A 5,624-nucleotide genomic window follows, 5' to 3' on the forward strand; every position below is an offset into this window, starting at 1 on the left:
GAATTCCCGCCGATTCCGTACCCACAGCAGGGCCGTGGTCAGCCGAAGTTGACGCCCTGGGCCAGGGGCAGCTCGGTGGAGTAGTTCACCGTGTTGGTGACGCGCCGCATGTACTGCTTCCACGAGTCGGAACCGGACTCGCGGCCGCCGCCGGTGGACTTCTCCCCACCGAACGCGCCGCCGATCTCGGCCCCGGACGTGCCGATGTTGACGTTGACGATGCCGCAGTCGGAGCCGACCTCGGACAGGAACGTCTCCGCCTCCCGCACGTCGAGGGTGAAGATCGCGCTGCTCAGCCCCTGCGGGACGTCGTTGTGCAGGGCGATCGCCTCGTCCAGCGTGTCGTACGTGAGCAAGTAGAGGATCGGCGCGAACGTCTCGCGACGCACGACGTCCGTCTGGGCCGGCATCCGCACGAGCGCCGGCGACACGTACGCCGCGCCCGGCGCCCCGTCGACGTCCACCACGTCGCCACCGACCACCACCGTGCCGCCGTCGGCCCGCGCCTCCTCGAGCGCGGCGAGCATCCGCTCGCGCGCCCCGGTGTCGGTGAGCGGCCCGACGAGCGTGCTGTCGGCGCGCGGGTCGCCCACGGGCAGCCCGGCGTAGACGGACTCGAGGCGGTCCACGAGGTCGTCCACGACGGACGAGTGCACGATGAGCCGGCGCAGCGTTGTGCAGCGCTGCCCTGCCGTGCCGGCGGCGGCGAACACGATGCCGCGCACGGCCAGGTCGAGGTCCGCGGACGGCGCGACGACGGCCGCGTTGTTGCCGCCGAGCTCCAGCAGGTACCGGCCCCCGCGCCCGGCGACGACGGGCGCCACCTGCTGCCCCATGCGCTCCGACCCGGTGGCCGACAGCAGCGCCACGCGCCGGTCCTCGACCAGCGCCTGCCCTGCCTCCCGGGCGCCGAGCACGACCTGGCTCACCGCCTCCGGGAACCCGGCCTCCGCCAGCGCGCGGCGCAGCAGCGCGTTCGACGCGAGCGCGCTCAGCGGCGTCTTCTCGCTGGGCTTCCACACGACGGTGTCGCCGCAGACCAGCGCGACGGCCGTGTTCCACGACCACACCGCGACGGGGAAGTTGAACGCGCTGACTACGCCGACGACACCGAGAGGGTGCCACTGCTCCATGAGGCGGTGGCCGGGGCGCTCGGACGGCATGGTGCGCCCGCCGAGGGAACGGGAGAGCCCGACCGCGTAGTCGCAGACGTCGATCATCTCCTGCACCTCGCCGAGAGCCTCGGAGGTGATCTTGCCCGCCTCGATCGTCACCAGCTCGGCCAGGTCGGCCTTGTGCTCGGTGAGCAGCTCGCCGAGGCGGCGCACGACGCTCCCGCGGACCGGCCCGGGCACGGACCGCCAGGTGCGGAACGCCTCGGCGGCGGCGCCGACCGCGGCGTCGACCTCCGCGGCGCCCGCCTCCGGGAGACGCAGCAGCTCCTCGCCGGTGAGCGGCGAGACGACGGGCAGCCCGCCCTGGGCCGGGGCGGCCGGGACCTCGGCCCCGATGCGCGCCAGCGCGCCCAGCGCGGCGTCGCGCAGCTCGTCGCCGAGGGCGCCCGCAGCGGTCGTGGTGGTGTCGGTGGTGGTCATGCGTCGGCTCCCGTGCTCGTGGTGGTGGCGTTGGCGGGCGTCGCGGCCAGGGTCTCCGGCGCGACGCCGAGGTGGTGCGCAGCGGCGGTGAGCGAGCCCGCCACCTGCGCCGCGTACAGGTCGAACGGGTCGTACAGCTCGCGCCCGACGGCGCCGGCCATCCAGTCGGCGTCGCGCTCCGCACCGGCCTGGCTGGCGTCCTTGGACCCCTCCTCGGTGAGGTTCGACTGGAAGATGCCGGCGACCGACCGGGGCAGGAAGTCCTCGTAGACGACCGGCTCGCGCGTGAGCGCACCGTCGGCGGAGACCTCGTACGTGAAGTAGCCGAGGCCCTGCGCGACGAGGCCCGCCTCGGAGTCCGGGAACGTCTGACGCCAGACGTCGGGCGTGGCGCCCTGCACGATCGCGGCGTCGTACCGGGCGCGGCCCTCGCGGGTGAGCGCGATGCCGCGCGCCTCGACCTCCCCGAACCGCACCCGCAGCGAGTCCTGCACGACCTGCCCGTCCGGCGTGCGGAACGTGCGCGGCTCCGCGAGCGCCCGGAACGACGTCTGCCGCAGCAGCACGTCCGGTCCCTCCCACAGCGGCGGGCCCTGGATCGCGTCGATCATCGTGATGCCGCGCGCTTCCATGCGGGCGTACAGGTCGTCGATGTCGAGCACGCGCGGCGTGAGGTGGTTGATGTGCGTGGACGCGACGCCGCCGATGTCGGCCGCGACGGCGGAGACGGCCTCCAGCTCGCGGTACCACGCCTGGTCGACGGGCTCGTGGGACAGCTCGAACGCCTCGGTGGCCAGCCGCAGGAAGGTCGCCGCGTCGTCGCCCGCCAGGCCGCCCTCGGCCTCGGCGCGGTCGGCGAGCGCCAGCAGCTCGGGGCGGAACAACGTCCTGGCGGCCAGGAAGCGTTCGAGGCGCTGCTGCAGGTCGGCGCCGAAGAACCGGCGGTCGCCGGGGACCAGCATGGAGGTGAAGACCCGGAACGGGTTGCGCGCGAGCTCCGCGCGGTCCACGGGGCGGAACGCCGTGGAGATCACGGGCACGGACGACGACGAGGCGTCGCGCAGGTCGTAGAAGCCCACGGGGCGCATGCCCATCGCGCCGAAGACCCGCGCGACCTGCTGGAGCTCGGTGGGCGTGCCCACCCGGATGGCGCCGTGCCGTTCGGCGGTGACGCGCTCGATGCTCCCGAGCCGCTCGGCGTCGGCCCCCTGGGCGCGCACCACGTCGGCGTTGACGTCGTGGGACACCTCGAGCAGGGTCGTGTACGCGGGCACCTCGCGGCCGTACATGTCGGACAGCGAGCGGGCGAACGCCGCGCGCAGCTGCCAGGGTTCGTGGAAGGTGTCGTGGGACGTCACGGTGCGTGCTTCCTCTCTCAGATGATGTTGGCCTCGGCGCGCGACCGTCGCGCGCCGAAGCGGCCGGCGTCGAACCCGGAGACGTCGACCCCGTGGGCCGCGGGCGTGCCGGCCCGCCCGAGGTAGAGGTCGGTCACGGACTCGCCCACGGCGGGTGCCTGCAGGAAGCCGTGCCCGGAGAACCCGCACGCGTAGAGCACGCGGGCTCCCGTGCCGCCGGGGGGCGCGGCCTCGCCGATGAGGGCGTCGTGGTCGGGCGTCAGCTCGTAGAGCCCGGCCCAGCCACCGGCGAGCGGCGCGTCGGCGAGGGCCGGGGTCGCGCGGGCGGCGAGCTCGCGCAGCCACGGCTCCCACGCGGGGTCGTAGGCGACGTCGAACCCGACCGGCGTGCCCGGCTCGGAGGCACCCAGCAGCAGCGTGCCGCGGGCGTCGGCGTTGTGCAGGTAGTAGGTGGTGCCGAAGTCGATGGTGAACGGCACCGTCGGGGGTGCGGGCTCCAGGGGCGCGGTGAGGGCGATCTGCCGGCGCACCGGCTCCACGGGCAGGTCGAGGTCGACGAGCGCCCCGACGGCGCGCGACCAGGCGCCGGCGCACACCACGAGGGCGGGCGCCGTGACGCGGCCGGACGGCGTGACGACGGTCAGGCGGCCACCGGTCGCGGGCTCGACGGCGGTCACGGGCGCGCCGGTGACGACGGTGGCTCCGTGGCGGCGCGCGCCGTCCGCGTAGCCGGCCACGACGGCGCCGGGGTGCGCCCAGCCGTCCCGCGGCGAGTAGGCCGCTCCGGCGTACGCGGTCGCCGACAGGTAGGGGTTGAGGCGGCGCGCCTCGGCGACGGTGAGCAGCCTGCTGTCGACGCCTCGGGCGCGCTGCATCGCCACGGACTGCGCGAACAGCTTGACGTCGTCGTCGGTGGGCAGCGCGAACAGGTAGCCGTGCTGCCGCAGCCCGACGTCCGCCCCCGGACGCTGCCGGAACCGTTCGAAGAGCTCGAGGCTGCGGCGGCCGAGGTCGACGTTCGCGGGGTCGGAGAACTGGGCGCGCACCCCGCCGATCGGCTTGCCGGAGCTGCCCCGTCCCAGCTCGCCGGCCTCGAGCAGGACGACGTCGGCCCCCGCCTCGGCCAGGTGGAACGCGACGGACGTCCCCATCACGCCGCCTCCGACCACCACCACGTCCGCCGCCGACGGCGTCGCACCACCCTGCACCCGACCCTCCTCGCTCGGCGTCCCTGCTCGCGGGGCGCGACGTCGTCGGCGCACGCCCTCGTCGGCGCCCCGGACCCATCGTGCTGGACGTCGAGCGTCCAGGACCATCGAAGGTTCGTCCGGTATTCCCTTCAAGGTTCTTGAACGGTTACGCTGGCGGCATGGAAGGGTCGCGCGACCTGCCGTGGGCCGGTCTCCGAGCTCTGCGGGCGCTCGCCGAGCACCGCACGATGACGGCCGCTGCCGCCGCCCTCGGCTTCACCACGGGCGCGGTCTCCCACCAGCTCACCGCGCTCTCCCGCGCCCTGGGGACCGAGGTCGTGCGCCCCCACGGCCGTGGCGTCTCGCTGACCGAGGCGGGGCTCGCCCTCGCGGAGCGCACCGAGCCGCTGCTGGCCGCCCAGCGCGACGCCGTCGACGCCGCACGGGCGGCCGGGGGCGGCGCGACCGGCACCGTCCGCGTCGGCGCCTTCGCGACCGTGGCAGCGAGCCTCCTGCCCCAGCTCGTGGCCCGCCTCGCGGCCGCGCACCCGAAGATCACGCTCGTGGGCATCGAGCTCACCGTCGACGACGTCGCCGGCGCGGTACGTCGCGGCGACGTGGACCTCGGGCTCGGCCTGGACTACCCCGGCGCGCCCATCCCGAGGCTGCCGGGCACCGTGCTCCGGCCTCTGCGCACCGAACGGTTCGAGCTCGTCTCGGCCGCCACCACGGACCTGCCGGCCCGGCTGCACCTCGCCGACGTCGCCGAGCTCCCCTGGATCCTGCCGCCGCTGCCCACGCACTTCGGCGTCGCCGTCCGCGGCGCGTGCCGGGCGGCCGGCTTCGAACCGCGTGCCGCGCACGAGGTGAACGACACCTCCACGACCCTGGCCCTCGTCGCCCAGGAGCTCGGCGTCACGCTCGCGACGCCGATCATGCTGAGCCTGCGTCCCGCGCACGACGTGCGCACCACGACCCTCCACGACCTGGTGGAGCGGGAGATCGTGCTGCTCGAACCGACGACGGCGCCGCGCCGTCCCGCCGTGGACGCCGTGGCACGCACGATCGAGACGGTCGTCCACGGCACGGGACGGCCGTTCTCGATCAGCTTGTGACGGTCAACACGGACGTAGCCGACAACGTGCGTGTATCGGGACGACGTGGGACCGTCTTTTCATCACGCCGCCGCACGGGCGGTGCGAAGAGACTGGAGGTTCCCATGCCCGCATGGCTCATCCTCATCATCATCGGGGTCGTCCTCGTGATCCTCGGTGTCGCGACCAACATCGGCCAGTTCCTCATCTGGATCGGTGTGATCGTGCTGGTCGTGAGCCTGGTGCTCGGCCTGCTCCGGCGAAACCGCACCTGATCGAGCGCAGGCGCGGCACAGGGACGCCGCACAGCAACAACGACGGGGCCCGGGTCCGCAGCTGCGGACCCGGGCCCCGTCGTTGTGGGCGCGGGGTCAGAACGCCGCGAGG

The 5,624-nt window shown here is 74.4% G+C and carries 5 protein-coding genes; 2 read left to right on the top strand and 3 right to left on the bottom strand.

From position 1 onward, the window contains the following. Positions 1 to 38: 38 nt before the first annotated feature. Genes ACFT55_RS18665 through ACFT55_RS18675 form a run of 3 tightly spaced genes read right to left on the bottom strand, consistent with a single transcriptional unit; the run spans position 39 to position 4,161 of the window. Complete coding sequence (locus ACFT55_RS18665; protein ID WP_380245343.1) at positions 39 to 1,595, bottom strand: aldehyde dehydrogenase family protein; 1,557 nt, start codon at positions 1,593 to 1,595, stop codon at positions 39 to 41. After that, positions 1,592 to 2,953, bottom strand: a complete 1,362-nt coding sequence (locus ACFT55_RS18670; protein ID WP_380245344.1) for a 2-oxoadipate dioxygenase/decarboxylase family protein — start codon at positions 2,951 to 2,953, stop codon at positions 1,592 to 1,594. Before ACFT55_RS18670 ends, ACFT55_RS18665 begins: the two co-directional genes overlap by 4 nt. Before the next feature lie 17 nt (positions 2,954 to 2,970). After that, positions 2,971 to 4,161 (bottom strand): NAD(P)/FAD-dependent oxidoreductase, encoded by a 1,191-nt coding sequence (locus ACFT55_RS18675; protein ID WP_380245345.1) that lies wholly within the window; start codon positions 4,159 to 4,161, stop codon positions 2,971 to 2,973. A gap of 161 nt (positions 4,162 to 4,322) precedes the next feature. Here ACFT55_RS18675 and ACFT55_RS18680 point away from each other — a divergent pair, with 161 nt between their 5' ends. Next, a complete protein-coding gene (locus tag ACFT55_RS18680; RefSeq protein ID WP_380245346.1) occupies positions 4,323 to 5,258 on the top strand; it encodes a LysR family transcriptional regulator in 936 nt (311 codons plus the stop codon). Between the two features lie 104 nt (positions 5,259 to 5,362). Further along, positions 5,363 to 5,512, top strand: coding sequence for a hypothetical protein (locus ACFT55_RS18685; protein ID WP_380245347.1), 150 nt, complete (start codon positions 5,363 to 5,365; stop codon positions 5,510 to 5,512). The last annotated feature ends 112 nt before the right edge of the window (positions 5,513 to 5,624 follow it).

The sequence above is a fragment of the Isoptericola sp. NPDC057191 genome (assembly GCF_042670225.1).
Lineage (GTDB): Bacteria > Actinomycetota > Actinomycetes > Actinomycetales > Cellulomonadaceae > Isoptericola.

What these genes read in the sequence shown, in the direction of transcription:
- ACFT55_RS18665 (WP_380245343.1), bottom strand. Translation starts at nt 1,595, where the DNA reads ATGACCACCACCGACACCACCACGACCGCTGCGGGCGCCCTCGGCGAC.
- ACFT55_RS18685 (WP_380245347.1), top strand. Translation starts at nt 5,363, where the DNA reads ATGCCCGCATGGCTCATCCTCATCATCATCGGGGTCGTCCTCGTGATC.
- ACFT55_RS18680 (WP_380245346.1), top strand. Translation starts at nt 4,323, where the DNA reads ATGGAAGGGTCGCGCGACCTGCCGTGGGCCGGTCTCCGAGCTCTGCGG.